The organism is Gemmobacter aquarius (genome assembly GCF_003060865.1).
Taxonomy (GTDB): Bacteria; Pseudomonadota; Alphaproteobacteria; order Rhodobacterales; family Rhodobacteraceae; genus Paragemmobacter; species Paragemmobacter aquarius.
The window spans coordinates 2,696,129-2,720,603 of record NZ_CP028918.1; the positions used below are offsets into that span (position 1 = coordinate 2,696,129).

Consider the following 24,475-nt stretch of genomic DNA (forward strand, 5'->3'; position numbering starts at 1 on the left):
CATCCGACCAAGGGCGCAGCCTAGCCGCCCGCCTGCCGCGCGTCGAGATAGGCCCTGACACAGGTGACCACATGGGCAAAACGGTCGCCGCCCAGATGCACACCGCCATACCAGCGCGTCACGACGACGATATGATCGACCAGCCCCGCCCGTTCGAGCATCCGCAAGATCACCGCACCCGCACCCGCCTCGCCATCGTCGCCCTTCACCGCGCCACCGTCGGACAGCACGACGGCCCAGGTGTTATGCGTGGCCTTGGCGTATTTCTTGACGCGCTTCAGGTCGGCCAGAAACACCGCGACACCGGCGCGCCCGACCACGGACCCGCCGCTCACGGCATAGCGCGACCCGCGATCGCGCACCACATCCTCGATCTGCAACATCGGCACCCCCTCGGCCCCGACCTGCCACGGCCGCATCACAAAGGAAACCCGCCGCAAAGCGCACGCACCCGCCTCGCCCTGCAGCCTCGCCATGCAGCTTCGAAGATCGGCTAGCCCTGCGCCGCCGCCAGCGCCTCGAGGGCCCGCTTGTTGGCGCAGAACTCCGGCAGCGCCACGGCCTTTGCCGTATGGGCCAGCCAACCCATGCAGTCCGCATCGCGCCCGCAGCCCTGACAGCGGTCGACCAACCCCGACAACTCGCTCCGCGACATCCAGCCGTCGATCACGGCATCGGTCAGGTTCACATCCAGCACCCGCGCCATGCCACGGGTCAATCCCCAGGCCTTGGGGGCCTCTACATATCCGATCATAGCACCTCTCCCGGCCCCGCAGTCCGGGGCCTCACCCGGACAGAATGCCGCAGTCGGCAGCGCCACACCTTGATCCTGATCAAACGCCCGCCGCTTGCCTCCACCCCGGCCACCAGCTGTTTGATCCCGTGGTTTGCAGGTGCGATCCTTTCGCAGGAAGGAAGCACTACGGGACAGGTTCGTCACGGGAGCGCCACGACCACGCAGGCGGTCAGAGCAGCAATACACCGATCGCAAGCTTCGCTCGCACAGTTGAGCCGGGAGCTCGGCATCAATCCGAAGACAGTGGCGAAGTGGCGCAAGCGGGTGATGGTCGAGGATATGAAGACCGGGCCGACCGGGCCGCGGTCCACCGTGCTGACCGAGGCCGGAGAGGCAATGGTTGTCGCATTCCGGCGGCACACGCGTCTGCCTTTGGACGATTGCCTAAGTGCCCTGCAGTCGCCGATCCCGCGTCTGGCTCGATCATCGCTTCACCGATGCCTACAGCGTCATGGCATCTCGCGCCTGCCGGATGTCGAGGGCGACAAACCCAAGCGCCAGAAGTTCAAACGCTATCCCATCGGCTTCTTCCACATCGACATTGCCGAGGTCCAGACCGGCGGGGGCAAGCTTTACCTCTTCGTCGGCATCGACCGGCGGCCAATGCGCTTGAACATGATCTGCAAAGCCAACGGGAAGAGCACGGCTGACCAAGCCCAACCACCCGTGGACCAACGGCCAGGTCGAACGGATGAACCGCACCATCAAGGACGCGACAGCCAGACGGTTCCATTACGTCAGCCACGATCTAAGCCGAACCCATCTCGCCGACGTCTTGGCAGCCTGCAACTTTGCACGCAGGCCCAAGACGCTCAGTGGTCTCACGCCCTACGAATACATCTGCAAAAGCTGGACATCAGAGCCAGATCGATATCCTCGACCCGATCCACCGGATGCCGGGACTGAACACCTTATGTGTCTCGGCCCTGCTATAGATACCCCGTCGCCGCTCCCGGCCAGGATCGGCGACGGGGTTGAATACAGCGCTGAACATCTTGTGGCCTGACCACGTTTTCTAGCAGGCTGATCCCGCCTCTCCTCACCGTCTCGAACAGTTGACGGCGGCCCGTTTTCCGGAACCGCGAAGCATAAGTAAGACAGAGTGACATGATAACAGCAACGACCGTGGTCGGGATAGATGTGTCCCGCGATTGGCTGGATGGGTTTTGCCTTCCTGGCGAGCAGAGGTTCCGACTGGCGAACTCGGCAGAGGGCCACGAACTGCTGGTCGCGGCGATCCGGGAGATGCCCGGCCCGGTCAAGATCGGGTTTGAGGCGACGGGCGGTCAGGAATGGGTGCTCTGGGCCACACTCGTCGGACCTCCGGACCCTGCTGGACACGCAGGTCCGTGATCTCGGGCAACGGATCGAGAGCGTCATCGCGCAGGAGGAAACCTCGGCTGCAAAGGCAAGGCTCCTGCGGTCCATCCCCGGGATTGGCGCGGTTGCTGCGTCCATGCTGATTGCGGAAATGCCGGAACTCGGCAGGATGACATCTGGAGAGGCCGCAGCCACGACAGGCCTTGCACCTGTCCCACACGACAGTGGTGCGATGCGACGAAGGCGCGCAGTCGCAGGAGGCGGGCGCTCACTTCGGAATGTCTTGTTCCAGGCCGCACTTGCCGCCGCCTGTCACAATCCGGTTCTGAAGCCAGTCGCCCAGCACCTCGAAATGCGCGGCAAGCCGCACAAACTCGTCATCGTCGCCAACGCCCGCAGACTGGTCACCATCGCAAACGCGATCCTGAAAACGGGTGTCCCATGGCGACAAAACCCGGTCACGTAAACACAGGTGCCAGCCCCCCGCATCGAAGACGGCCGCATCGAAGACGGCCGCATCGAAGACGGCCCCCCGAACGACAGCAACTACGACCGCCCCTCGTCCCGAACGCCCGCTCTCAAACGCCCGCGGCTTGCAGCCGGGCGACCACCGCACGCACCTGCGCCTTGCGCTCCATGTTCGGCGGGTGCGTCCCGAGGAACGCATCCCCCGGATCGGGCAGCCGGTCGAAGAACCCCGTGCCCGTCACCGGATCATAGCCCGCGCGCAAGGCGATCTCGGCCCCCAGCGCGTCGGCTTCCAGCTCGAACCCCTTGGCGTAGCCGCGCGCGCCCATCGTGGCCCCCATCTCCTGCGCCTGCTTCACCGTCGCCGCATCCCCGCCCGCCGCCTGGGCGAGTATACCCGCGAGCACTGCCCCCGTCGTCGCTGTCTGCTTTTGCTGCGGGATATGGCCAAGGATGTGGTGCGACGCCTCGTGCCCCAGCACAAAGGCGATCTCGTCGGCATTGCGCGCATCGGCAATCAGCGCCAGCGTGAACCCGAGCACCGGCCGGCCGCTGCGGTCGAGCGTCTGGAACGCGTTCGGTGGCTGGCCGGGCCGGTCATCGATCACGATCATGAAATCGCAGTTCACACCGGGGTTGCGGGCGCGGCACAGCGCCTCGGTCATCGGCTCGACGCGGCGCACGACTTCGATGAAATTGCGCGCCGCATCGCGGGGTTGCAGACGCTCGGATGGCCCCGAGACCTGTTCGGTGGGCGGCATCACGGGGCCGGACCCCACGGGACCAGCGGCCGGACCCATGGGGGCCATGGGCGCACAGGCCGAAAGCCCCAGCGCCAGAACCACCATCGTCACAGCCCAGATGCGTCCGGCCATATCGTCCCCCTACCCGCCTGCCCGAAGCTAGCAAAGCCGCAGCCATGCGAAAGCCCCCGCAGCGGGTTTCGGCGAAAAAACACCCCGGCGCAACCGCCACTCGCAGCCGCCCTCCTCGCTAACCCCCGTTGCCCCGCCACCCGACCCGCGCTAGCCTTGTGCCATGTTCACCATCGAGCACGATTTCGACGCGACCGTCATCACCCTGATCGACGAAGGCCACGAAGGCCTCGTCGACGATGTGACGATCAACGCCTTCGAGGATTGCGTAACGCTCGAGCAGCTCGACCCCCTGACCGGAGAGCCGGTGCGCGTCACCCTGTCGATGGCCCAACTGCGCGACCTCGCCGCAGCGCTCGACCTGCCCGAAGGCAGCTACCGGATCGACCGCAAACCCGCCTGAACCGCAAACCGCCCCGCCCTCGGGGGGCATCGAGCCCCCGCTCGGGCGGGCTGCCGCAGGATCGACGCCCGACCGGGCGCCCTGCGGCGCGAGTGCAAGGCGCGTTTTTCCGCAAGGGTGAAATGGCGGACCGCCACGCCCTGAAGTTCAAAGGCGATGCCGACCGCGGCCGGAGCAAAGCTCGACCACGAGTCGCCTCCCCTCTCGCAGCGCAAGCACCACAGCGGCCCGCCACGACCCCGTGGTCGGACACCGCAAAGACCACCGTCCGTCAGCAGCCATCGCCCGCCCAACCCCGGCCGTCATTCCAGCCGGAACAGCTTATGGCCCACCTCCCCGATCCTCACGCCCAACACACAGGCCGCTGCGGCAAGTGCAGCCCACCCTCGGGCCGAGTTTTCCCACCACCGCCCCTCTCGCAGCGCAAGCACCGCAGACACCCTTCACGACCCCAACGTCGGACACAGCAAAGACCACCGTCCGGCACGCCATAGCCCGCCCAACCCCAGCCGTCATTCCAGCCCTCATTCCAGCCGGAACAGCTTGTCGCGCGACGTGGTCCCCCTGACCAGCACCAGGCGCCCCTTCGCCACGCCCAGCGCATGGGCCACCGCTTCCGCGACCGCTGCATTGGCGCGCCCGTCCTCGGGCGGGGCCGTCACCGCCACGCGCCACAGACCGGCCTCGACCACCACCCCCGGCCGGCGCGCACGCGGCGTTACCCGCACCGCGAACTCGGCCCCCGCCACCGCAAGATGCGCCATTTCCCCCTTCTGCACCGCTGCGTCCCCCGCTACCCTGCGCCCTGACCCAACCGGAGCCGCGCTGATGACCACCGCCCTTTACCACGACGAACGCACTCTCTGGCACGGCGGCGGCAATTATTCCTTTACCCTGCCCACCGGAGGCCTTGTCCAGCCCGGAGCAGGCCTGCCCGAAAGCCCTGAAACCAAGCGCCGCTTCAAGAACCTGATCGAGGTGACGGGCCTCACCCGCGATCTCTCCCTCCGTTCCGCACCCGAGGCGACGACCGAAGACCTGCTGCGCGTCCATCCGCAACACTACCTGACCAGCTTCAAACAGCTGTCCGACCAGGGCGGCGGCGAACTCGGTCCCCGCGCCCCCTTCGGCAAGGGCGGCTACGAGATCGCGGCCCTTTCGGCGGGCCTGACCACCGCCGCGCTGCAAGCCGTGCTTTCGGGCAGCGTCACCAACGCCTATGCCCTGTCGCGCCCGCCGGGGCACCACTGCCTGCCCGACCGTCCGAACGGCTTTTGCCTTCTGGCCAACATCGCCATCGCCATCCGCGCGGCCCAAGCCGCCACCCCCGGCCTGCGCGCCGCCGTGATCGACTGGGATGTGCATCACGGCAACGGAACCGAGGCGATCTTTTACGACGACCCCTCGGTGCTGGCCATCTCGCTGCATCAGGACCGCAACTACCCGATGGACACGGGCCACGCGGCCGACCGCGGCGCGGGGCGGGGGACCGGCTTCAACCTCAACATCCCGCTTCCCCCCGGCACGGGGCACAAGGGCTATCTTGCCGCCTTCGACCGCCTCGTTCTGCCCGCGCTGCAGGGCTTCAAGCCCGATGTCGTCATCGTCGCCTGCGGCTATGACGCGGCGGCGGTCGACCCCTTGGGCCGGATGCTTGCCACCGCCGACACCTTCCGCCAGATGACCCGCCGCACGCTGCAGGCTGCATCCGACCTTTGCGGCGACCGCCTGATGATGGCGCACGAGGGCGGCTATTCCGAAACCTACGTTCCGTTCTGCGGTCATGCGGTCCTACAGGAAATGGCACAAAGCCAAATCACCGCCCCCGACCCGTTCGAACCGACCCTCACCCTGCGCCAGCCTTCCGCCGCATTCGACACCTTCGTCGAAACGTGGATCGACGACCTCGCAGCCGCCCTGTGACCTCCGCGCAAACGGGGGCCAGGCAAACGGGGGCCAGCCCCCATCGGCCGCGGGCCGATTGCCCCGGGATAGTTGGACGAGAAGGGCAAAGCAGGCCACTTCGTTCGACACGCGCGCGGGACTATTGCGCCATCCTCTCCTCCGAAGGCCTGTCACCGCGCTCGCACCATCAAGCCGAGAGTGTGCGGATCATGCATCGGGAAACGCCCGGTTACGGGATCACCGCCGATCGTCATGCCTGCACCCTCGAGATCACAAAATCCAATCCGCAGAACTGCGGCGTCGGCAGCAGCCTGCGTTCGACGACGATGGAAATCGACCTGCGGTCGGTCGACACCGTCACACGGAAACCGGAAACGTCTGCAATCGTCCTCGCACCCAGAAAGTTCATGGCCTGATTGCGGGACTTCGTGCAGACCTGTGACGGCAGCCTAACCGGGATACCCTGAAACACCCCCCGGCCATCTTCCTTCCCGCGGAATTTGTCCTTGGCGAAACCGCACCGCTCGACAGAGCGATCCGCGACTGCAGCCCGTTCTTCTTCCCCGCCCCAGTCTGACCTTCCCAAGGCCCCGACCACCACGGCGCGCCGGAACGTCCGCCAGTCAAACGCCCCCATTCACCCTTGCCCAAATACTCGCCTCGCACCCGCAGCCAAAGCGCGCAACACCAACCGCCCCGCCCCGATCTTGCGTCGATAAATGACCTTCCCCCCGCCGCCCCCCTCGCCTAGCCTGCCCGCAAAACGAAAGGCCACCCACATGACCGTCCATATCGGCGCGAAGCCCGGCGAGATTGCCGAAACCGTCCTTTTGCCGGGCGACCCCTACCGTGCCCGCTGGGCGGCGGAAACCTTCCTGGAAAACCCCCGTCTGGTGAACGAGGTGCGCGGCATGCTCGGCTTCACCGGCACATGGCGCGGCCATCCGGTCACGATCCACGGCTCGGGCATGGGAATGCCGTCGATCTCGATCTATGCCAACGAGCTGATCCGCGACTACGGCGCGCAAACCCTGATCCGCATCGGATCGGCGGGCGCGCTGCAACCCCATGTCAAGGTGCGCGACATCGTGCTCGCACAGGCCACCAGCACGCTGGGCAGCCCCTCGCGCGCGATCATGCGCGAGATGTCCTTTGCCCCCGTGGCCGATTTCGGCCTGCTGGCCGCCGCCCATGCCGCAGCAACCGCCAAAGCCATCCCCACCCATGTCGGCGGGGTCTATTCGTCCGATACTTTCTACGACGAACGCCCCGACCTGTCGGACCAATTGCAACGCCACGGCACGCTCTGCATCGAGATGGAAGCGGCCGAACTCTATACCGTCGCCGCCCGCTACCAGCGGCGCGCGCTGGCCGTGCTCACCATCTCCGACCACATCCTGACCGGCGAGGCCCTGCCGTCGGACCAGCGCGAACGCAGCTTCGGCGACATGGTGGAAATCGCCCTGACCGCCGCCTTCGGCTAAGACCCAAAAGACGGGGGGCCATCTGCCCCCCGCTGCGCGTGCCGCGCCCCCCCGGGGAAATCCGGCCCGTCCATGAAAGAAAAAACGGGCCGCGCGGTCACGGCGCGGCAATGCGCTCGGCCACCATGCGCTGCAAGCGCCACAGGTAGCGGTCCCTGATCCCCAATTCCTCCAGATGCCGCACGGTATTGTGCAGATAGGCCGCACAGCTTCCCATATGGCCCGCCGCCCCTGCCAGACGGTCGGCCTGTTCGGCCTCGGTCAGGCGCACATAGGTCCCTTCCCGTCGCGGGGCGGCATAACAGGCAAGCACCGGAACCACCGCGCCCCCGACACGACCCGCGATCCAGCGCAGAAAGCCGATATCCTCGACATAGCCGATCTCGCGCCGCAGCAAGGCCTCCATCGCCGCCTCCAGCCCGTCCTCGGGCATGCGGTAGGCCATCCCGTGGCACGACCCGCCCCGATCCAGCGCCAGCATCAGCCCCGGACGGTCAACCGTGCCGCGCCAGCTTTCCAGATGCAGGCAGAACGACCGCCGCCAGCCATGCACATGGCAGGGCCGGGCCTCGACCGCCTCGAAAGCGGGCTTCCAGATCAGCGAGCCATAGGCAAAGACCCAAACCGCCCCCGCGGGACGCGCAGCAACCAGCGCCCGCGCGGCAGGTCCGTAATCGGCCTCCTCCATCCGCACCAGCCCCGCGCGCGGCGGGCCTTCGGGTTCCACCCGCTCGACCCGCGCCACCAGTGCCTCGGTCAGATGCAGGGCGCGCGGCGGCCTAGCGGCCATGGCTGCGGTCATAGCCGCTCACCCTTGGCGCCAGCCAGCCTGCAGGCGGGGCAAGGGGGCGGAACACCTCGACCAGCAGCGGATGACACAGCGAAACGTCCGATGAATGTTCCGCCGAGCAATCCCCGCCGGGACAGGCCGACAGCCCGCCCAAAAGATCGATCTCGGCGAAGAACTCGATGAAATCGCCGGGTCGCACGGGGCTGGCCTTCATGAAGTACTGCCCCGTATCGCGCGTGAACCCCGTGCACATGAACACGTTCAGCACGTCATGCACATGCCCCTCGGCCTCATGCAGCGAAAGCCCGGTCCAATCGGCCAGCGCCCGCGTCAGGTTGGAATGGCAGCAGTGGTGATACTGCCCGCCATCCGACAGCAAGGCATGCGTATAGGGGTCGCAGCGCGTGCCGATCACGTCATGCACCGCCCCGCCAAAATCATCGAACCCGTACCAGTCCAGCGTATCCTCGGTGATCACGGCCATGGGCCGCAGATAGGGAAACGATGACCACATCCGGTCCCCCGCCGACAGATGCGTGCCGTGCAGCGCCCGCGTCTTGCCCGAATAGAACCGCTCGCGCAGATCACCCGCAGCCCACAGGTTCAAGTCGCCGACCTGCGGCCCCCCGACACTGCTGATGCGGAAGAAATGCCCCGCAGGCACGGCAAAGCAGCGCGCGTCACGCGGCGGCACCAGCACCTCGGCCACCCGCTCCCACCCCGCCCTCGCGGCAAGCAACGGGGCCAGATCGACCGCAGGCAAGCCCTCGACCGGATAGCAGATCACGGGCCGCACCCCGCGCCGCATGTCGGCATCGGCAGGTCTGGCATGGGCAGGAACGTCGGGCTTCATCGGGGCGCACTCCACTGGCATCGCCCCACCGTATCACCCCACGGGCCGCAGACAATCCTTCGGCCGCTTGCCCGCCGCAACCGTGACCGCAGCCCCGCAGGCCGCACAGCGCCAGGCATCCACGCCCGCCGTGCGGTCCAGCCGCCACCGGCAATCGCGCGTCAGGGTCGACCCCCTGCGCGCCACCCACATATAGGCCAGCACCCCGACCAGCAGCACGATCAGCAAAACCGGCACCACGCCCCCCGTTCACGCTCGCCCAAATATCCATAGCCACAGCCGCGCCAAACGCAACGGGCGCAGGTTTCCCCGCGCCCGCACCGCCATAAGCCGGAAAACCTCAGCGCACGATATAGATGATCTGCCGCTGCCCGTTCTCGACCAGCACCGGAACCCCGTTCACATAGGCATAGGAATAGGTCGTCTCGGGCACCGGCTGCAACGGCACCGTCTCGGGCAGGCTTGCGCCCGTTACCACCTCGCCCTCCAGATACACCGGCTCGACGGGATTTTGCTGCACATAGGTCGTCACCGTCGTGTCGGGCGTCGCCGCAGCCCCGCCCGCAGCACCCAGAGCGCCACCGACCGCAGCCCCGATCGGCCCCGCGATCAACGCACCGGCAACCGCCCCCGCAACACCGCCTGCCGTGGCATTGTCCGAAGTGTCGCCCTCGTATGTCATGGTCTGGACCTTCAGCCGCTCGCGGTTCGGGTAGATCGCCACCGGCGCGTCATTCTCGACCACGGTCAGATAATCGCCCGACGCCCAGCCGTCCGTTCCGTTGAACGACACCTGACACCAGCTCTGCTCGGCAAGGCATCCGCCCACGGTAACGGCGGTCTGCGCCGGAATGACCGACACGACCGGATACATCGGCCCCGGCCCCGCGCGCAGGTTCAGATCGGTCCAGGCGGTCACCGCCATCTGGTCCTGCGCCTGAGCTGCGCCAGCCAGCAGCAGGGCAGACAGCGTAAGGGTCTTGAACATGTCGTATCCTCCAGGGGTTTACGACAACCCAACCCGCAACGCAGCGCCCCGTTCCGTTGCCGCGATGAAATCCCCGTGGTGGCGATGGCGGCGCCCCCCGGGGCCGGCCCCGGACCCCGGAGTATTTGGACAAGGATGAAACCGCAAAAAGACAAAGGCCCGGAACATGTCCGGGCCTTGGGCGGGGTCGGCTTGGCCGGAAGGTGCAGGCTGCCGGTCAGACGACCCGTTCGACCATCATCTTCTTGATCTCGGCAATCGCCTTGGCCGGGTTCAGCCCCTTGGGGCAGGTCTTGGCGCAGTTCATGATCGTGTGGCAGCGATACAGCTTGAACGGGTCTTCCAGATCGTCCAGCCGTTCCGGCGTCGCCTCGTCGCGGCTGTCGATGATCCAGCGGTAAGCGTGCAGCAGCGCCGCAGGCCCCAGATACTTGTCGCTGTTCCACCAGTAAGACGGGCAGGATGTCGAACAGCAGGCGCACATCACGCATTCATAAAGCCCGTCCAGCTTCGCGCGGTCACCGATAGACTGGCGCCATTCCTTGGCCGGGCGGTTGGTCTTGGTCTCCAGCCACGGCATGATGCTGGCATGCTGGGCATAGAAATGCGTCAGGTCGGGGATCAGGTCCTTGATCACCGGCATATGCGGAAGGGGGTATATCTTCACATCCCCCTTCACCTCGTCCAGCCCATAGATGCAGGCCAGCGTGTTGATCCCGTCGATGTTCATCGCGCAAGACCCGCAAATCCCCTCGCGGCAAGACCGGCGGAACGTCAGCGTCGGGTCGATCTCGTTCTTGATCTTGATCAGCGCGTCCAGAACCATCGGTCCGCAACTGTCCATATCGACGAAATAGGTGTCGACGCGCGGGTTCTCGCCATCATCGGGCGTCCAGCGATAGATCTGGAACTTTCGCACGTTCGCCCCCGCAGGCTTCGGCCATGTCTTGCCGGTGCGGATCTTCGAATTCTTCGGCAGCGTGAACTGGACCATAGGCTTATCCCTTCCATTCCGGGAACGAGTAGAGCGGCCTGCTCGGAGGCTGGCCGGATTTCTGATAGACGCAAGAGTTGAACACGTCCGAAGGATCGCGCCCCGCAAGATAGTCCGACGATACGGTCACTTCGATATTGGTCCCGACGCGCCCGTTTGAACCGACACCAACCCCGACCTCACCACGCGGGCCGGCGGTCAGCCGCGCCCGTTCGAAACATTGCCGCTCGGCCTGCTGCACGGTCACCGGCCCGCAAGCAGCCAAAGGCACGGCCAAAGCCAAAAGCGCAAACACCACGCCGCGCATCAAAACACCGGCGCGGCGATACCCGCCGCCCTGAAACAATCCTGCGTCGGAGCACGTGCCGCGATGGTGCGGATCAGCGCCTCGGTCGACGACCCCGCCACCGTGCCCACATCGCGCACCAGCGTCTGCACCTCGGCGGCATCGGCATTCTGCACCACGCATTGCGTGGCCGCCCCGCTGCCAACCACTGGCTGCACAACCGTTTCCGCCGTGCGCCGACCCACTTTGTCGGCCACATCCTCGGGCGAACAGGCGGCAAGGAACGGCAAAACGGTCAGGGCAAGGATCAGGCGCATGGCTTTGGCTCCGGTCAGGGTGTGTTGCCGCCACCCTGCCCCGCAACCCCGCGCTCCCGCATCCCCCGCAGCGCATCCCTGCCCCGCAAAGGCGCTTTCCCGCCGACCCATGCCCGACTTGCCCCTCATCAGAACTTCCGTTCCGCCGGAGCGATCTTCTTCAGGCTGATCCCGCCTTCGGCCTCGGTCGTCAGCGGCTCGGTATGCACGGCACGAAAGCCAAGGCTCACATTCGCCCCGTCCACCCAGGCCAGCGTATGCTTGCGCCAGTTCACGTCGTCGCGCGTGGGATGGTCCTCATGTGCATGCGCTCCGCGGCTTTCGGTCCGCGCATGGGCGCCGTAAATCGTGGCCAAGGCGTTGGGCATCAGGTTGGCCAGCTCCAGCGTCTCCATCAGGTCGCTGTTCCAGACCATGCTACGGTCGGTCACCTTCAGATCGGTCACCTTGCCCGCAATTGCCGTCATCTTGCGTTCGCCCTCGGCCAGCGTCTTTTCGGTGCGGAACACGGCGGCGTCCGACTGCATGGTGCGCTGCATTTCCAGCCGCAACTCGGCCGTGGGCGTGCCGCCTGCCGCATGGCGGAACGCGTCGAAGCGCGACAGCGCCTTGTCGACTTCGGCACGGTTCACGGGGGCGACCGGTGCCTTCGGGTCGACGATCTGCCCTGCCCGGATGGCCGCAGCCCGCCCGAAGACCACAAGGTCGATCAGGCTGTTCGACCCCAGACGGTTCGCGCCATGCACCGAGGCGCAGCCCGCCTCGCCCACGGCCATCAGGCCGGGGAAGATGGCGTCGCCATTGTCAGCCGTGGGGTTCAAGACCTCGCCCCAATAATTGGTGGGGATACCGCCCATGTTGTAATGCACCGTCGGCAAGACCGGGATCGGCTCTTTGGTCAGATCGACGCCCGCAAAGATGCGCGCCGATTCCGAAATGCCCGGAAGCCGCAGGTCGAGCGTTTCTTTCGGCAGATGGTTCAGGTGCAGGTGGATATGGTCGCCATTGGCCCCCACGCCCCGCCCCTCGCGGATTTCCAGCGTCATGCAGCGCGACACGTAATCGCGCGGTGCGAGGTCTTTGTAATGCGGCGCATAGCGTTCCATGAACCGCTCGCCGTTCGAGTTGGTCAGATACCCGCCCTCGCCGCGCGCGCCTTCGGTGATCAGGCAGCCCGAGCCATAGATGCCCGTGGGGTGGAACTGCACGAATTCCATATCCTGAAGCGGCAATCCCGCCCGCGCCACCATGCCGCCGCCGTCGCCGGTGCAGGTATGGGCGGATGTGGCACTGAAATAGGCGCGGCCATAGCCGCCCGTCGCCAACACCACCATCTTGGCGTTGAACACGTGCATCGTGCCGTCATCCAGCTTCCATGCCACCACACCTGTGCAGACGCCATCGGTAATGATCAGGTCGAGCGCGAAATACTCGATGAAGAATTCGGCATTGTTCTTCAGGCTTTGCCCGTACAGCGTATGCAGGATCGCATGCCCCGTCCGGTCAGCCGCCGCACAGGTCCGCTGCACCGGCGGGCCTTCGCCATATTCGGTCGTATGCCCGCCAAAGGGGCGCTGGTAGATCTTGCCCTCTTCGGTGCGCGAAAACGGCACGCCGTAATGCTCCAGCTCGTACACCGCCTTTGGCGCTTCACGGGCCAGATATTCCATCGCATCCGTGTCGCCCAACCAGTCCGACCCCTTGACGGTGTCGTACATGTGCCACTGCCACGAATCCGGACCCATATTGCCAAGCGATGCGGCAATCCCGCCCTGCGCTGCCACGGTATGGCTGCGTGTCGGAAAGACCTTCGTCACGCAAGCGGTCCGCAAGCCCTGCTCGGCCATGCCCAGCGTCGCGCGCAAACCGGCACCACCTGCCCCCACCACGACCACATCGTAGTCGTGAACCTCATACGGATAAGCCGTCATGTCAGACCCTTCAAAGAGCGATACGGGCCAAGGCGTAAAGCCCCGTCGCCGTGATCACGTAAGCCAGCGAATGCGCCAGAATGACCAACCCGCGACGGGTCGATCCTTGCGCGTAATCCTCGATCATCATCGTGGCACCCTTGGCGAAATGCCGCATCGAAACGAACAGCACCAACCCCGTCAGAATCGCCGGAAACGGCCGCGCAAAGGTGGCAACCACCGCCTCGTGGCTTTGCCCCAGCGCATGGCCGAACACGTAAATCCACGTCGGCACCATAAAGGCCAGCGCCACTGCGCTTGCGCTCATGTACCAGTGATGCTCGGTCCCGGTATGCGACGCACCCTTGCCCACGGCACGCTTGCGGTCTGTGATATAACGCATTTCCTGCCTCACACGATCAGAACGGTCAGCACGGTCAGGATGACCGACCCGAGGATGCAACCCCAGCCAAGCCGTTCCGCCGTCGGAATATCAAGCCCGTGGCCCGCGTCGAAATACAGATGCCGCAGCCCCGCAAGATAATGATACCACAGCGCCCAAGCCGACAGCGTGAACACCAGATCGCCGAACCAGCTCGTCGCCACCGCATCGGCAGTCGCAAAGTAGTCCGGCGACACCGCCGCCGCCAGCAGCCACCACACCGCAAGCACCGTGCCCACGATAAGCCCGTTCCCCGTGATCCGCGTCAGGATCGAGGTAATCGAGGTCAATTGCGGACGATAAATCTGCAAATGCGGGGAAAGCGGTCTCTCGACCCGCTTCACGTCGGCCATATCGGTTTCCTCCGTCTTGCTCTCGGACGCTGCAGCCCCGGTAACGGCCGGCGCAGCGATATCTCTATGCAGTGAATAGCGTCTTTTTCGCCCGAGTCACGCCCCACAACGCCGCAGGTGCAGCATGTTCGCGCTAAACCGGCGATTTTTTCGCACGGCGTGATCACAAATTTTCAGCCTGTGATCACAAGAACATCCACGCCGCACGAACCGCCCCTTGCCCAGCTCACAGCCGATCGATCACCTGCTGCGCGCTTTCAGAACAGATCGTCACCGACTGGTCACTGGAATCGTAAAACGCATTGGCCTGCCCGCAGGGCGCCACACGCACCACCAACTCCGACGGCAGGGTGAGGATCGAATTGAAATAATCCACCTCCTCCTTCATCGCGTCGGTCAACGGCGTCTCTTCTTTCGGCTCTTCCCAAACCATCGTCTCGCCCGCTCCGGCATCGACCAACTGCTGGAAGAACCCGCCCCAGCTTTCCTCGATCTGGGCATATTCCTCGGGGCACGAACCGGCCCGATCCTCGGGGATCGCCAGATCGGCGGCAAAATCGCCCCGCGTGTCGGGGCTTGCCCCGTAGAACAGGCAGGCCATCGTCGCGATGCGCTTCTTGTCCGGCCCGTGCACATCCCACCAGTTCGGCTCGCCCTCGCCACGGCTGTCGGCAATCGCGGCCCATGTCGCAAGCGACGCCCGCATCACCTGCTGCGCCCATTCATCTTCCCAGAGCGAGTTGATCAGGAACACCGACATGATATCTGCCGCATCTTCCTCGTTGCCCAGAACCGGCAGGTCCATGATGTCGATCAGCGCATGGCCCATCTCGTGGTAAAGATCGGTGGTGATGCTGCCGGTGATCTCGTTGATCTGGTCCTCGTCGAGCGAGTCCCAATCCACATCCTGTGCGACAGCGGCCACGGGCATCAGGCCCAACAGCGCAACAGACAAAACCTTCAGCATCGACAGCACCACGTAATAACCCGCTCCGGGCATCAAACCGGCATCAGCGCCCAGTAATCAAGGTCCAACAGCACTTCGGGCAAATATTTCCCGCCGTCATCGCGCAACCGGAACGGCTCCGCACCATCCTTGACCGCGACCAGCCGCAAGCGCAGCGCCCCCACCCCCGGCGCGCCCGTCGGGGCCTTGCCCAGCACCTCCGACCATGCCCTCACCGTATCGCCCGCAAAGCACGGGTTGGCATGCGCCCCGCCGTTCAGCGCCACGATCATCTGCGCGTTGGCAAGGCCGTTGAACGACAGCGCCCGCGCCAGCGAGATGACATGCCCGCCATAGATCAGCCGCCGCCCGTCCTCGCGCTGGCGCACGTCGAAATGCACCTTGGACGTGTTCTGCCACGCCCGTGTCGCCAGCATATGCTCGGCGTCCTCGATGGTCACGCCGTCCACATGGTCGATCACCTCGCCCACCGCGTAATCGCCCCAGCGATGCGGCTCGCCGGCCAGCGCAAAGTCATACCCCGTGAAATCCAGCCCCGCAGGCACCACCAGCGCCTCTGCCGCCACGGCCTTGGCCAACTGCGGCACCACCGCCTCCGGTGCCGCCATCGCAAAATCGCGCTTCTTCACCATCACCCAGCGCACGAACTCGATCACCACCGCCCCGCGCTGGTTGATCCCGCGGCTGCGGACGTAAACCACCCCCGACTTGCCGTTCGAGTTCTCCTTCAACCCGATCACCACCGATTCCGACCGCAGCGTATCGCCCGCTTGGACCGGCTCCAGCCAGCGCCCCTCGGCATAGCCAAGGTTCGCCACCGCGTTCAGGCTGATGTCGGGCACCGTCTTGCCAAAGACCACATGGAACGCCAGCAACTCGTCGACCGGCGACCCCGCCAGCCCGCAGGCACGCGCGAATTCATCCGAAGACGCAATCGCATGCCGCGCCGGATAAAGCGCATGGTAAAGCGCCCGCTCCCCGCCCGAAATCGTGCGCGGCACCGCATGCACGATGGTCTCGCCCAGACGGTAATCCTCGAAAAAGCGCCCCGGATTGGTCTTCATTGGAAAGATGAACCCTTCTTAACGCTTTTTTGCATTTCGTCTGCGCCAGCCGTGCATCCCCTGTGCATCGGCCCGGCCCTACTGCTCGCCCAGTTTCAGGTCGGCCGAATAGGTGCCCGGCACCTCTTTCACCACGGCCTGCCCGCAGCGCATCACGCCGCGGGCCGCATCAAAGGCATAGGTCGGCGGGCCTTGCAATTCCCACCCCTTGCTCAAGGCCAAAGACACCTTGTGACAAAAGGCCGAAGTGTCATCTTCCGACAGAAAACGGTACAGTTTCATAGGCTTGCCTCTTGCGTCCTCAGCCCCAGGGCTGCACGCCCAACCAGTTGTGGATGCCCATGACGATCCCCGTCACGACCAGCGCGCCGACCACCGCCATCACCTCGCGCGACATCGGCACAGGCGCCGGGCGCACCCAGTTCCGGTCGGCACGGTTAACCAAAATCACCTGCACCACGGCCCAGGCCAAAAGCCCCCCGAACAGCACCAAAGACGCCAGATCGCCATTCACCAGCAAATGCGCCACGGCCCATGTCTTGATCGCCGTCAGCTGCGGATGCCGGATCTTCCGCGTGATCGCCGTCTTCATCCCGCTCGCGGCATAAAGGTAAAAAGCGAACACCATCAACAGGTTGTTGATCCCGACCAGCGCCTGAACCTTCGGCCACAACTCGACATACTCGGCCCCGCGATAGCCGATGATCATCAGAACCACGCCCAGCACGATCATGACGCCCAGCACCGCCTTGCCGGAATTGCCCATCCGCGCCCGCAGGTCAGGTGCCAGACGTTTCAGAAAATGTGCACCGATCCAAAGCGCCAGACCTAAGATGATTAACAGCACGGCTCGTCCCCCTTGCGACAATTACTGCCGCACCCTGCGCTTAATCCGCCAAAGCCGCAATCGCTTCCGCCCGCCCCAGAACCGCCTCGGCTCCGGCAACGTGCAGATTTTCCACGATCTTCCCGTCCAGCACAGCCACACCCTGCCCCGCCGCCCGCGCAGTGGCAAAGGCCTCGATCTGGCGCCGCGCCAAAGCCACCTCGTCCTCCGAGGGCGCAAAAACCTCGTTCGCCACGGCAAGCTGATCGGGGTGAACCAGCGTCTTGCCGTCAAAGCCCATGTCCCGCCCTTGCAGGCACTCGGCCCGTAACCCGTCGTGATCCCTAAAGGAATTGTAGACCCCGTCGATGATCACCCGCCCCTCGGCCCGTGCCGCCAGCAGGCACATCCCCAGCCCCGCCATCATGGGCAGGCGGTCGGCACGGAAACGGCTTCCTAACTCTTTGGCCAGATCATTGGTCCCCATGACCAAGCCCTCCAGCCGCGGATGCGCCGCGATCACACCTGCGTTCAGCATCCCCCGCGCCGTTTCCATCATCGCCCACAGCGGCTTGTCCGTCATCCCTGCCACAGCATCCAGCACCGCGACCCCGTCAACCTTGGGAACCAGAATGGCATCCACCGCCGCCAACCCGCCAAAGACCGCTGCATCCTCGCGCGCCCAGGGCGTATCCAGCCCGTTTATCCGCACGATCCGCAGCCGTGGCCCGTAATCAACCTCGGCCAGAAACCGCGCCAGCGTCACCCGCGCCGCCGCCTTTTCCTCGGGCAGCACCGCATCTTCCAGATCGAAGATGATCGCATCCGCCGCCAGACCCCGCGCCTTTTCCAAAGCGCGCTGCTTGGACGCCGGAATGTAAAGCACCGAACGGTAGGGGCGGGTCATGACGGAATCCTCCAAGCAAGATTGTTTCGCTTGATGACATCAACGCGACACTTTCCGCAAGCCCAATTTTGCCGCAGCGCAGAAAGTTACCCCAGCAACACCGCCCCGCGAACCCCGTCCCAGACCAGCTTGACCGAAACCGCCACCAGCGCCCATGTCACCAGCCGAAAGAACAACGCCTCGGGCAGCAGCCTCACAAACCGCACCCCGGCAAACACCGCCAGCGCCGCGACAGGCATCAGCACCGCCGCGACATGCAGGTTATCCGACGAAAATTGCCCCAACATGTAGTAGGGAATCAACTTGATCGCGTTCACATAGGCGAACAGGATCGTCGACGTCCCCGCAAACACCGCTTTGCGCATCCCCAAGGGCAGGGTGTAGACCTGATAGGGCGGCCCGCCCGAATGGCTGACGAAACTCACGAACCCCGTCACCACCCCCAGAATACCCCCGGCGCCACAGGCGCGGAGCGGGGCACCGCCTCGATCTTGCGGCGCAGCACAAGGTTCGCGCAATAGGCCAACCCGATCAGCCCCACCAGCAGCGTCACATAGGCCTCCGAAACCACCCGCGCCGTCAGATAACCGGCGTAAACCCCGACCGTCGTCGCAGGCACCATGATCGCCAGCACCCGCTTGTCGAAATCGCGCCGGTAGGCCCAAAGCCCGAACATGTCCGACACCACATAGACCGGCAGCAAAAGCCCCGCCGCCGTGACCGGAGAGATCACAAGCGACAGCACCGGAACCGACAATATGCCAACCATGGGCAAACCGCCCTTTGACACCCCCACCAGCAGCGCGGCCATCCCCGCCGCCGCCCAGAACGCCAGACCTTCCATCGCCAACCCCGCCGCCCGAGAAACCCCGCCCTTGGCCTTTAGCGCAAACATGCACCGTCCACCACCAAATGCCGCATGCAACGGCATACCGAGACGCTTGCCAGACGGGCCATAGCGGCGTAGGCACAGCCCCGACTCACACCAGACGGGAGATAAAACCCATGGCACGACCCAAGATCGCCCTTATCGGCGCAGGCCAGATCGGCGGCACCCTCGCCCACCTCGCCGCCATCAAGGAACTCGGCGACGTCATCGTCTTCGACATCGCCGAAGGCACGCCACAGGGCAAGGCGCTCGACATCGCGCAATCGGGCCCGTCGGAAGGGTTCGACGCAGCAATGCGCGGCACCAACGATTACGCCGATATCGCCGGCGCAGATGTCTGCATCGTCACCGCAGGCGTGCCCCGCAAACCGGGCATGAGCCGCGATGACCTTCTGGGCATCAACCTCAAGGTCATGAAATCGGTCGGCGAAGGCATCAAGGCCCACGCCCCGAACGCCTTCGTCATCTGCATAACCAACCCGCTCGATGCGATGGTCTGGGCCTTGCGCGAATTTTCCGGCCTGCCGCACAACATGGTCGTCGGCATGGCAGGCGTGCTCGATAGCGCGCGCTTCCGTCACTTCCTCTCGGTCGAATTCGGCGTGTCGATGCGCGACGTCACCGCCTTCGTCCTCGGCGGCCACGGCGACACGATGGTCCCGCTGGCGCGTTACTCGACCGTCGCAGGCATCCCGCTTCCCGATCTGGTCAAGATGGGCTGGACCACGCAGGAAAAGCTCGACGGCATCATCCAGCGCACCCGTGACGGCGGCGCAGAAATCGTGGGCCTGCTGAAAACCGGATCGGCCTTCTACGCCCCCGCCACCAGCGCGATCGAAATGGCCGAAGCCTTCCTCAAGGACCAAAAGCGCGTCCTGCCCTGCGCGGCCTATGTCAAAGGCGCCTATGGCCTTGACGGCATGTATGTCGGCGTCCCAACCGTGATCGGCGCGGGCGGGATCGAACGTGTCGTGGCAATCACCCTCGACCCGGCCGAACAGGCGATGATGGACAAATCCGTCGACGCAGTGAAAGGCCTCGTCGCCGCCTGCAAGGCGATCGACCCCTCGCTGGCATGATCCTGCACCGGACCTGACCCAAAGGCGCGCCCCGACGGCGCGCCTTTTCCGTTCGCAGCACGATTTCTGCCAAAAAACGGGGGGCTATCCGCCCCCCTCGGCGCAACCGCGCCTCACCCCCCTTGCACCCCGACCCAAGCCCGCATCGCGTCACGGTCATCACCCCCTCCCCCTCGCAGGGGGAGGGTCGGGGTGGGGGTCACTTTCGCCAGCCTGAAAATCGCAGTAGAAGCGCCCCATGTCCAAAGGTCTCGTCTCGCCCTACACCGCGCCCGACTTCTATGCCGATGCCCTCGCCAAGGGGCGGCACCGCGATATCGTCGGCGGCCGCTGGGATGAAACCGGACGGGCGCAGATGCAACTCCTGCGCGACGTCGGGCTGCAACCACACCACCACCTGCTCGACATCGGCGCCGGCTCCCTACGGCTCGGCTGCAAGGCCGTGCCCTATCTCGATGCCGGCAACTACTGGGCCACCGATGCCAGCCGCGCCCTGATGCTGGCGGGCCATACGCAGGAACTCGACGATCCCGCTCGGCTGCCGACCGACCACCTCGTCGAAGACACCGGTTTCGCCTTTCCGGCCATCCCCGACACCATCACCCACGCCATCGCCTTCGCCGTCTTCACCCACCTGCCGATGAACCACCTGCGCGTGGCACTCCTGTCGCTGCGCGCCCGCTTCCCCGCGCTCGAAACGCTCCTATTCACCGTCTTCCTCGCCCCCGACCCCGCCGCGCTGCTGCACCCCGTCAAGCAGCCCGATGGCGTCGTGACCCACGCCACCCGCGCGCCGTGGCACATGCTGGCCGATGACGTGCTGCACCTTACCCGTGCCTCCGGCTTCACCGCAAAGCTGCGCGCCGACCGCCTCCCGCGCGGTCAGGCACTGGTCATCGCCCACCCCGCCTAAGACCGAATCACCCGTTTGCGGTAACGGTTCCGCGACTTGTGATCACAGTTTTTCAGCGTGTGATCACAAATGCCGCTTTTTTACCGACAATCCGATGCATACCATAGAATACCGTTTTCTGATGCCGTTATCCGTGGCAAGACCCCTGCAAAAGCACAGCGATGGGACATTTGCCATGAACATCCACGAATATCAGGCCAAGGCGTTGTTGCGCCACTACGGGGTTCCCGTGTCCGATGGCCGCGTGGTCCTGCGGGCGGAAGAGGCAAAGACCTGCGCCGGCGAACTCGACGGCCCGCTCTGGGTGGTCAAGGCGCAAATCCACGCCGGTGGCCGTGGCAAGGGCCATTTCAAGGAAGCCGAAGCCGGTGAAAAAGGCGGCGTCCGCCTTGCCCGCTCGGTCGAAGAGGCCGACGAATTCGCCCGCCAGATGCTGGGCCGCACGCTCGTGACCGTCCAGACCGGCCCCGCCGGCAAGACGGTCAACCGCATCTACATCGAAGACGGCAGCGACATCGACCGCGAACTTTACCTCGCCCTGCTGATCGACCGCCAGACATCCCGCGTTTCCTTCGTCGTCTCGACCGAAGGCGGCATGTCCATCGAAGACGTCGCCCACGACACGCCCGAAAAGATCCTGTCCTTCGCCATCGACCCCGCAACCGGCATGTCCGATTTCCACGGCCGCCGCGTCGCTTTCGAGCTTGGCCTCACCGGCAACCAGATCAAGCAATGCGTGGCCTTGGTCAAAAACCTCTACCGCCTCTTCATCGAAAAAGACATGGAGATGCTGGAAATCAACCCGCTCGTGGTGATGACCGATGGCAACCTGAAATGCCTCGACGCCAAGATGGGCTTCGACTCGAATGCCCTCTACCGCCACGCCGATATCGCCGCCCTGCGCGACGAGACAGAGGAAGACCCCAAGGAACTCGCCGCCTCCAAGTTCGACCTCAACTACATCGCGCTCGATGGCGAGATCGGCTGCATGGTCAACGGCGCAGGCCTCGCCATGGCCACGATGGACATCATCAAACTCTACGGCGCGGAACCCGCCAACTTCCTCGACGTGGGCGGCGGCGCGACGAAAGAAAAGGTGACCGAAGCCTTCAAGATCATCACCTCCGATCCCAACGTCAAAGGCATCCTCGTCAACATCTTCGGCGGCATCATGCGTTGCGACATCATTGCCGAAGGCGTGATCGCGGCGGTGAAGGAAGTCGGCCTGAAAGTGCCGCTGGTGGTGCGTCTGGAAGGCACCAACGTCGAACTCGGCAAAGACATCATCCGCAATTCCGGCCTGAACGTCATCGCCGCCGACAACCTATCGGACGCGGCGGCCAAGATCGTCAAAGCGGTCAAGGGGTAAGATCGTGGCGATGCGGGCCAAGATCACGGCACAGGGGGCGGCGCTTCTGGCGTTGTGCCTTGCCCTGCTCGCGGCCTGCACGCCTGATCTGACCCCTGACGAATACGAATTGCGGAACATGAAGCCGTCCAACATCGTGCCGAAATCCTCGCCCAAGGCGCTCGTCACGGCGTTCGAGCGGTTCTGCCTCGATGCTGGCACCCTTGCCGAAACCCGCGCGGCCCTGCGGACGGGCGATTATGTGCCCGTGCCCGACAGGGTGGGTGAGTTGCAGGTCTGGCTGGTCGATGACCAGCGCCCCGCAGTTCTGCTGAACGACACCGATTGCGTCGTGATGGCACAATCGCGCACCGGCCAGACCGAGCGGGTCAAGCGGCTCGTCGCAAGCCGCTTCCCGCAGGCCAAGCCGGTTACCGGCAGCCGCTTCGAAAACCTGTGGTCCGAGGGCCGCAGCCTGATCTTCACCCGTCGCGTCACCCCCAATGCCGCGCCGTCCCAGTTCATGCTCGGCATCTCGCAGGGCAGTTAACCCGTGGCGGGGCAACCCGCACCCCGTGACCACAAAGGAAGGCTGATCATGGCTGTCGCGACCACCGCACCCGCAAAGTTCCCCTGCCCTCTCGTGGCAGGCACCTGCGGCATGGCACTTCGGGCAAGGGGCTGATCGTCATGCGTGCCGGTTTCGCCCTTGTTTTCCTGACCTTGCTGATGCCCCTTGGCGCACATGCCGACACAGCCGCCCGCTTCGACCAAGGCATCGACGGCTGCTATTCCACCATCGGTGAAGGCGGGCGGCAGACGGCGGAATACCTTGCCGATGCGGGCTGGAACGGCGATGCCGATGACGAGATGGGCCTTGGCTGGCTTTATCCCGACGGAACCGAAGACCCTTTCATCACCGTCGCCATCGACGGCAGCTTTTGCCAGATCGAAAGCACCAGCCTCGGCAGCGAGGCCGCCGCAGGCCAGTTGCGCCGCTATCTCGAAACCAAAGGCGCGGCCCATGACCCCGACAAGGACGAGATGGGCTGCACCCGCTTTGACCTTGGCGACGGCTACGCGGTCACCATCACCTCGGGCGGCGACGATCCGACCTGCGCTTCAGACAAGAACAGCGCCCTGCGCTTCACCTACGAATGAACAGCGGGCCGGACGTCCGGCCCGACCCGCGAAAGACCAACCGAAGGAACGCCGCCAATGGCCGTACTCGTCAACGAAAACACCAAACTCATCTGCCAGGGCTTTACCGGCAGCCAAGGCACGTTCCACTCGGAACAGGCCATCGCCTATGGCACGAAAATGGTCGGCGGCGTCACCCCCGGCAAGGGCGGGTCGACCCATCTTAACCTGCCGGTATTCAATTCGGTGCATGAAGCGCGGGCCATGACCGAAGCGAATGCCACCGTGATCTACGTGCCCCCGCCATTCGCAGCCGACTCGATCCTCGAAGCCATCGACGCCGAGATGGAGCTGATCGTCTGCATCACCGAAGGCATCCCCGTGCTTGACATGATGAAGGTCAAGCGCGCGCTGGAGGGGTCGAAATCCCGCCTGATCGGGCCGAACTGCCCCGGCGTCATCACCCCCGACGCCTGCAAGATCGGCATCATGCCCGGCCACATCCACCGCCGCGGCTCTGTCGGCGTCGTCTCGCGCTCCGGCACCCTGACCTATGAAGCCGTGAAACAGACCACCGACCTCGGCCTTGGCCAATCGTCGGCTGTCGGCATCGGCGGCGACCCGATCAAGGGCACCGAACATATCGACGTGCTGGAAATGTTCCTTGCCGACCCCGAAACCCAGTCGATCATCATGATCGGCGAAATCGGCGGATCGGCCGAAGAGGAAGCCGCGCAATTCCTGCGCGATGAAGCCAAGCGCGGCCGCGCCAAACCCTGCGCCGGTTTCATCGCCGGACGCACCGCCCCCCCGGCCGCCGCATGGGCCACGCCGGTGCCATCGTGGCAGGCGGCAAGGGTGACGCGGAATCCAAGATCGAAGCGATGCGCGCCGCTGGCATCATCGTTGCAGACAGCCCCGCCACACTGGGCGAAGCCGTGATGAAAGCCATCGGGCGCTGAACAGGGAACGGGTCATGGAGGAGACGGATATGGATATGCGCGCCAAGACCATGATCGCCTCCTTCGTGGCCCTTTTCGGCCTTCTGGCGCTGACCGCATTCGCCTCGCTGAACCACGCCGAAACCAACGCCGCCCTGACCACCGCCCTTTTCGGCCCCACAGACTGACGACAGACTGACTCCACAGGCACGGGGGA

Annotated in this window: 31 protein-coding genes and 4 pseudogenes; 15 read left to right on the forward strand and 20 right to left on the reverse strand. The window is 65.0% G+C overall.

Annotated elements, in window-relative coordinates:
- Window positions 1-20: 20 nt before the first annotated feature.
- Window positions 21-383, reverse strand: a complete 363-nt coding sequence (locus tag HYN69_RS12995) for a YigZ family protein (RefSeq protein ID WP_108437199.1) — start codon at window positions 381-383, stop codon at window positions 21-23.
- A 110-nt stretch (window positions 384-493) separates the two neighbouring features.
- Window positions 494-754, reverse strand: a complete 261-nt coding sequence (locus HYN69_RS13000; RefSeq protein ID WP_108436117.1) for a DUF6455 family protein — start codon at window positions 752-754, stop codon at window positions 494-496.
- A gap of 144 nt (window positions 755-898) precedes the next feature.
- Here HYN69_RS13000 and HYN69_RS13005 point away from each other — a divergent pair.
- The 4 genes and pseudogenes from HYN69_RS13005 to HYN69_RS21480 all read left to right on the forward strand — a co-directional run bounded on the left by HYN69_RS13005 (window position 899) and on the right by HYN69_RS21480 (window position 2,582).
- Window positions 899-1,731: pseudogene (locus HYN69_RS13005) on the forward strand (integrase core domain-containing protein).
- 172 nt (window positions 1,732-1,903) lie between these two features.
- Window positions 1,904-2,149 (forward strand): hypothetical protein, encoded by a 246-nt coding sequence (locus tag HYN69_RS21220; RefSeq protein ID WP_216824696.1) that lies wholly within the window; start codon window positions 1,904-1,906, stop codon window positions 2,147-2,149.
- 103 nt (window positions 2,150-2,252) lie between these two features.
- Window positions 2,253-2,387: pseudogene (locus HYN69_RS21930) on the forward strand (transposase); the annotation flags it as partial.
- A 12-nt stretch (window positions 2,388-2,399) separates the two neighbouring features.
- Entirely contained in the window at window positions 2,400-2,582 is a 183-nt protein-coding gene (locus HYN69_RS21480) for a hypothetical protein (RefSeq protein WP_230426402.1), read from the forward strand.
- 112 nt (window positions 2,583-2,694) lie between these two features.
- On the opposite strand, the gene HYN69_RS13015 is transcribed toward HYN69_RS21480, so the two are convergent.
- Window positions 2,695-3,459 carry a M48 family metallopeptidase gene (locus HYN69_RS13015; RefSeq protein WP_230426403.1) on the reverse strand — a complete coding sequence of 255 codons (765 nt, stop codon included), beginning with the start codon at window positions 3,457-3,459 and terminating at the stop codon, window positions 2,695-2,697.
- Window positions 3,460-3,622: 163 nt separating this feature from the next.
- Between HYN69_RS13015 and HYN69_RS13020 the strand changes: the two genes are divergently transcribed.
- Window positions 3,623-3,862, forward strand: a complete 240-nt coding sequence (locus HYN69_RS13020; RefSeq protein ID WP_108436118.1) for a hypothetical protein — start codon at window positions 3,623-3,625, stop codon at window positions 3,860-3,862.
- 524 nt (window positions 3,863-4,386) lie between these two features.
- Here the strand turns inward: HYN69_RS13020 and HYN69_RS13025 are convergent.
- Window positions 4,387-4,626, reverse strand: coding sequence for a DUF167 domain-containing protein (locus HYN69_RS13025; RefSeq protein ID WP_108436119.1), 240 nt, complete (start codon window positions 4,624-4,626; stop codon window positions 4,387-4,389).
- Window positions 4,627-4,690: 64 nt separating this feature from the next.
- On the opposite strand from HYN69_RS13025, the gene HYN69_RS13030 reads away from it, so the two are divergent.
- From HYN69_RS13030 to deoD, 3 genes are all read left to right on the forward strand, one after another.
- Window positions 4,691-5,785 (forward strand): class II histone deacetylase, encoded by a 1,095-nt coding sequence (locus HYN69_RS13030; RefSeq protein WP_108436120.1) that lies wholly within the window; start codon window positions 4,691-4,693, stop codon window positions 5,783-5,785.
- 191 nt (window positions 5,786-5,976) lie between these two features.
- A complete protein-coding gene (locus HYN69_RS20635; protein ID WP_159082464.1) occupies window positions 5,977-6,183 on the forward strand; it encodes a hypothetical protein in 207 nt (68 codons plus the stop codon).
- Between the two features lie 363 nt (window positions 6,184-6,546).
- On the forward strand, window positions 6,547-7,251 hold the full coding sequence (gene deoD / locus HYN69_RS13040; protein WP_108436122.1) for a purine-nucleoside phosphorylase: 705 nt from the start codon (window positions 6,547-6,549) through the stop codon (window positions 7,249-7,251).
- A gap of 97 nt (window positions 7,252-7,348) precedes the next feature.
- Here the strand turns inward: deoD and HYN69_RS13045 are convergent, their stop codons facing one another.
- The 16 genes and pseudogenes from HYN69_RS13045 to HYN69_RS13120 form a co-directional block, all read right to left on the reverse strand.
- Window positions 7,349-8,053 carry a gamma-glutamylcyclotransferase gene (locus tag HYN69_RS13045; protein WP_108436123.1) on the reverse strand — a complete coding sequence of 235 codons (705 nt, stop codon included), beginning with the start codon at window positions 8,051-8,053 and terminating at the stop codon, window positions 7,349-7,351.
- Window positions 8,031-8,894 carry an urea carboxylase-associated family protein gene (locus HYN69_RS13050; RefSeq protein WP_108436124.1) on the reverse strand — a complete coding sequence of 288 codons (864 nt, stop codon included), beginning with the start codon at window positions 8,892-8,894 and terminating at the stop codon, window positions 8,031-8,033. Before HYN69_RS13050 ends, HYN69_RS13045 begins: the two co-directional genes overlap by 23 nt.
- Window positions 8,895-8,927: 33 nt before the next feature.
- Entirely contained in the window at window positions 8,928-9,131 is a 204-nt protein-coding gene (locus HYN69_RS13055; RefSeq protein WP_108436125.1) for a hypothetical protein, read from the reverse strand.
- 103 nt (window positions 9,132-9,234) lie between these two features.
- Window positions 9,235-9,882, reverse strand: a complete 648-nt coding sequence (locus tag HYN69_RS13060) for a DUF1236 domain-containing protein (RefSeq protein WP_108436126.1) — start codon at window positions 9,880-9,882, stop codon at window positions 9,235-9,237.
- Window positions 9,883-10,099: 217 nt separating this feature from the next.
- The gene (locus HYN69_RS13065) at window positions 10,100-10,876 is read right to left on the reverse strand and encodes a succinate dehydrogenase iron-sulfur subunit (protein ID WP_108436127.1); all 777 of its coding nucleotides are present in this window, start codon (window positions 10,874-10,876) and stop codon (window positions 10,100-10,102) included.
- A gap of 4 nt (window positions 10,877-10,880) precedes the next feature.
- Window positions 10,881-11,183, reverse strand: a complete 303-nt coding sequence (locus HYN69_RS13070) for a hypothetical protein (protein WP_108436128.1) — start codon at window positions 11,181-11,183, stop codon at window positions 10,881-10,883.
- Complete coding sequence (locus HYN69_RS13075; RefSeq protein WP_230426404.1) at window positions 11,183-11,608, reverse strand: hypothetical protein; 426 nt, start codon at window positions 11,606-11,608, stop codon at window positions 11,183-11,185. Before HYN69_RS13075 ends, HYN69_RS13070 begins: the two co-directional genes overlap by 1 nt.
- Window positions 11,608-13,410, reverse strand: coding sequence for a succinate dehydrogenase flavoprotein subunit (gene sdhA / locus HYN69_RS13080; RefSeq protein ID WP_108436129.1), 1,803 nt, complete (start codon window positions 13,408-13,410; stop codon window positions 11,608-11,610). The genes HYN69_RS13075 and sdhA overlap by 1 nt, the downstream gene beginning before the upstream one ends.
- A gap of 10 nt (window positions 13,411-13,420) precedes the next feature.
- A complete protein-coding gene (sdhD, locus tag HYN69_RS13085) occupies window positions 13,421-13,792 on the reverse strand; it encodes a succinate dehydrogenase, hydrophobic membrane anchor protein (RefSeq protein ID WP_108436130.1) in 372 nt (123 codons plus the stop codon).
- Window positions 13,793-13,800: 8 nt separating this feature from the next.
- On the reverse strand, window positions 13,801-14,184 hold the full coding sequence (sdhC, locus tag HYN69_RS13090; protein ID WP_108436131.1) for a succinate dehydrogenase, cytochrome b556 subunit: 384 nt from the start codon (window positions 14,182-14,184) through the stop codon (window positions 13,801-13,803).
- 226 nt (window positions 14,185-14,410) lie between these two features.
- Window positions 14,411-15,184: a DUF4344 domain-containing metallopeptidase gene (locus HYN69_RS13095; protein ID WP_108436132.1), complete on the reverse strand. Its 774-nt coding sequence runs from the start codon at window positions 15,182-15,184 to the stop codon at window positions 14,411-14,413.
- Window positions 15,184-16,215, reverse strand: coding sequence for a MaoC family dehydratase (locus tag HYN69_RS13100; protein WP_108436133.1), 1,032 nt, complete (start codon window positions 16,213-16,215; stop codon window positions 15,184-15,186). Before HYN69_RS13100 ends, HYN69_RS13095 begins: the two co-directional genes overlap by 1 nt.
- A 78-nt stretch (window positions 16,216-16,293) precedes the next feature.
- Window positions 16,294-16,497 (reverse strand): DUF1737 domain-containing protein, encoded by a 204-nt coding sequence (locus HYN69_RS13105; RefSeq protein WP_108436134.1) that lies wholly within the window; start codon window positions 16,495-16,497, stop codon window positions 16,294-16,296.
- A 19-nt stretch (window positions 16,498-16,516) separates the two neighbouring features.
- Window positions 16,517-17,062: an NnrU family protein gene (locus HYN69_RS13110; RefSeq protein ID WP_108436135.1), complete on the reverse strand. Its 546-nt coding sequence runs from the start codon at window positions 17,060-17,062 to the stop codon at window positions 16,517-16,519.
- 40 nt (window positions 17,063-17,102) lie between these two features.
- Window positions 17,103-17,948 (reverse strand): HpcH/HpaI aldolase/citrate lyase family protein, encoded by an 846-nt coding sequence (locus HYN69_RS13115; RefSeq protein ID WP_108436136.1) that lies wholly within the window; start codon window positions 17,946-17,948, stop codon window positions 17,103-17,105.
- A gap of 86 nt (window positions 17,949-18,034) precedes the next feature.
- Window positions 18,035-18,792 (reverse strand): annotated as a pseudogene (locus HYN69_RS13120) (sulfite exporter TauE/SafE family protein).
- A gap of 161 nt (window positions 18,793-18,953) precedes the next feature.
- Between HYN69_RS13120 and mdh the strand changes: the two are divergent.
- From mdh to HYN69_RS20640, 7 genes and pseudogenes are all read left to right on the forward strand, one after another.
- Window positions 18,954-19,916, forward strand: a complete 963-nt coding sequence (gene mdh, locus HYN69_RS13125; protein WP_108436137.1) for a malate dehydrogenase — start codon at window positions 18,954-18,956, stop codon at window positions 19,914-19,916.
- A 238-nt stretch (window positions 19,917-20,154) separates the two neighbouring features.
- Window positions 20,155-20,829, forward strand: coding sequence for a methyltransferase type 12 (locus HYN69_RS13130; RefSeq protein ID WP_108436138.1), 675 nt, complete (start codon window positions 20,155-20,157; stop codon window positions 20,827-20,829).
- 175 nt (window positions 20,830-21,004) lie between these two features.
- Complete coding sequence (gene sucC, locus HYN69_RS13135; protein ID WP_108436139.1) at window positions 21,005-22,198, forward strand: ADP-forming succinate--CoA ligase subunit beta; 1,194 nt, start codon at window positions 21,005-21,007, stop codon at window positions 22,196-22,198.
- A gap of 4 nt (window positions 22,199-22,202) precedes the next feature.
- Complete coding sequence (locus HYN69_RS13140; protein WP_159082465.1) at window positions 22,203-22,727, forward strand: hypothetical protein; 525 nt, start codon at window positions 22,203-22,205, stop codon at window positions 22,725-22,727.
- A 140-nt stretch (window positions 22,728-22,867) separates the two neighbouring features.
- Entirely contained in the window at window positions 22,868-23,338 is a 471-nt protein-coding gene (locus HYN69_RS13145) for a hypothetical protein (protein ID WP_108436141.1), read from the forward strand.
- 57 nt (window positions 23,339-23,395) lie between these two features.
- Window positions 23,396-24,279, forward strand: a pseudogene (sucD, locus tag HYN69_RS13150) (succinate--CoA ligase subunit alpha).
- Window positions 24,280-24,293: 14 nt separating this feature from the next.
- Window positions 24,294-24,446 carry a hypothetical protein gene (locus tag HYN69_RS20640; RefSeq protein WP_159082466.1) on the forward strand — a complete coding sequence of 51 codons (153 nt, stop codon included), beginning with the start codon at window positions 24,294-24,296 and terminating at the stop codon, window positions 24,444-24,446.
- The last annotated feature ends 29 nt before the right edge of the window (window positions 24,447-24,475 follow it).